Genomic DNA, 2,757 nt, shown 5'->3' on the forward strand with positions numbered 1-2,757 from the left:
TATGTTAGGAATGCACAGTGTACAAAAGGTAGCTCACCGTTTAGAAGATTGTTTCAAAATAATCCGCGAAAATCCTGTTGATATTGACCAAACAGTACCACAACTCACTAAAGTATTCAAATTAGTTTCTAATTCTGAAAAAATAGGCAAAGCATTATCAACAATTTCTTGTCCCTCTTCTTCCCTCAAACCATAAGGACCTTGGAGACGTTCTACTAAATCTTTGAGAGTATCATATCCTTTTAAAAATTGAGACTCTACTGTTTGGTCAATATCAACAGGATTTTCGCGGATTATTTTGAAACAATCTTCTAAACGGTGAGCTACCTTTTGTACACTGTGCATTCCTAACATAGCAGCCCCACCTTTGACAGAATGAGCTGCTCTAAACATATCATTAATAGTTTCAGAATCTGACATTGTAGACTTCAAATCTACCAACCCATTTTCTAGGGTAACTAAATGTTCTTCTGCTTCTAATATAAATAATTGTTTAATCCGATCATCTTGTTGTGTTGACACAATATTTCTCCTAAAAATTACAATTATTCATTACATTTACTGGAAGTTACTACTTCTATTCTAGCTTTTATAACTGGAGTTATAAAAGCATCTTAATGTAATTAACTACATCTAGTTTAATCCTTTTTTGACTGAAAGTTAGCAGATCATTTAATGTTAACTAGCTGTCAGTTATAAGCTTTGGTTGAAATCCCTGGCTTGTACAAGTAGGATAATTTAAGAAGGGTTAAAATTCCCTTTTCAAGTGCATTTCTCTCAGTTTCAGCTATTGATCACTCCCTGTTTGCCAAGCATTCCTTTGAGGAAATGCTGACTGTAGCAATTGCCGTTTGTGGAGCATTCCGGACCGAAACCCTTTTTAATTTTGCGCCTTACATTATCTCAAAAAGTTTGCTATATATCTTTAGTAATGAAGAGATGCGGAGATGGGGAGTGTGGGGAGTGGTCAGATGGTAATCAAACATAGCATTACTATTTAGAAATAGTATTAGTACAGATCAAAAGCTTAAAACTCAGACAACACAATATTTTTCCTTCTTCCCTCTTCCCCAACCAAGACCTTAATGGCCTAAATGGCAATTGTGCCAATATTTATAGGCAGCATAAGCCAAAGTAACCACACAAGTGACAATAGCAGATTCATCTGCCTCAAACTGAGGATGATGCAGAGGATAGTTAGGTTTGTCTTTGTGTCCCACTCCCAAACGAAACATCATACCTGGAACTTTCTTCAGATACATAGAAAAGTCTTCCGCACCTAGGGAAGGCTCAGGTAAAATACAAACCCGATCGCTGCCCCAAGCTTCCAAAGAAACTGACTCGACCAACTGAGTCAATGCTGGGTCATTTTGCACAGATGGTACTCCCTGACGATAATTTAGTTCATACTTAGCGCCATAAGAACCACAAATATTAGCCACAATATTTTCAATCCATGCAGGTAAAACTTTATGGGTATCTGGATGAAGCGATCGTACAGTTCCCCACATTTTTACTTGGTCAGATATCACATTTGGCGCTCGTCCGCCACTAATTTTACCAATTGTTAACACTACAGGTCTTAAAGGATTATGAGTTCTACTAATGGCCTGCTGTAAATTAGTAATTACTTGAGAAGCAATCCAAATCGCATCAATAGCTTCATGGGGACGGGCACCATGACCAGATTCCCCAATAATTGTCAATTCCAAATCATCAGCAGCAGCAGTTAGTACCCCGTGACGAATACCCACCGAACCCGCTGGAATAGTTGGGTAAACATGGACTCCTAAAATTCCCTGTACATCCTCAAGCGCCCCATCTTCAATCATCCAATTTGCACCTTGGGCAATTTCCTCTGCTGGTTGAAACAGAAACCGAACGTTACCTAGTAAGGGTTCTCCCAATTCAGATAATACCATTGCAGCTCCTAGTCCTACAGTTGTATGGACATCGTGACCACAAGCGTGCATAATGCCAGTATTACGGGAGGCAAAATCTAAATTAGTACATTCTTTAATCGGCAAAGCATCCATATCGGTACGAATAGCCAACCATTGATTATTACTATTAACTTTGAGTTCTCCCAGAACACCAGTTTTACCTATAGACTCTCGTACATGGAGACCACAGGAAGACAACACACCTGCAACATAAGCAGCCGTTTGGTACTCTTGGCCACTTAATTCTGGGTGAGAGTGAATATGACGACGAATTTCAATCATACGGGGGGCCAGGGTAGCTGTTAAATCTTTAATTTTAGTTAGCATAGATAATTTATATTTGTGTAGTATTTAGTCTATCTAAAGCACATTAAATGATGATAACAAAGGAAAATTATCCTTGGAAATTATTAAGCAATTAAGTTTTGCTGGAAATGGCGATCGCCCACCGTTGTATTATATGGGGAGCGATCTCTGAGTGTCTTTTGAATCCTACTTAACTTTGAGATAAATTTTTTTTATTTAGATAGGAGCGATCGCCAACCGTTTGTCTAAAACTAAAAAATAGCTGAATGCTAAATACTTATCTATTAACTTAAAAACTACTAAATTATTCAAGGAATCTGACTTTATTAATCATGGAAAAAATTTGGCAAAGTCTCATAAATATTACAATTCTAGATATACCAGCAATAAAAATATTTTTTATTGCTCTGGCTTTAATAGGAATATTAGGATTAAAAGAACTATTCAGCATAATATTAATTAAGCAAGTTGAGGCTTTAACTCGTAATACAAAAACTACCCTTGACGA

2 protein-coding genes are annotated in these 2,757 nt (G+C 37.2%); both read right to left on the bottom strand.

What is annotated here, in order from left to right:
* Window positions 1–33 precede the first annotated feature (33 nt).
* Window positions 34–522 carry an Hpt domain-containing protein gene (locus F6K13_RS27055; RefSeq protein ID WP_353735724.1) on the bottom strand — a complete coding sequence of 163 codons (489 nt, stop codon included), beginning with the start codon at window positions 520–522 and terminating at the stop codon, window positions 34–36.
* 560 nt (window positions 523–1,082) lie between these two features.
* Window positions 1,083–2,270 (bottom strand): M20 family metallopeptidase, encoded by a 1,188-nt coding sequence (locus F6K13_RS27060; RefSeq protein ID WP_124155213.1) that lies wholly within the window; start codon window positions 2,268–2,270, stop codon window positions 1,083–1,085.
* Window positions 2,271–2,757 lie beyond the last annotated feature (487 nt).

Source organism: Okeania sp. SIO2B9 (genome assembly GCF_010672505.1).
Taxonomy (GTDB): domain Bacteria; phylum Cyanobacteriota; class Cyanobacteriia; order Cyanobacteriales; family Microcoleaceae; genus Okeania; species Okeania hirsuta.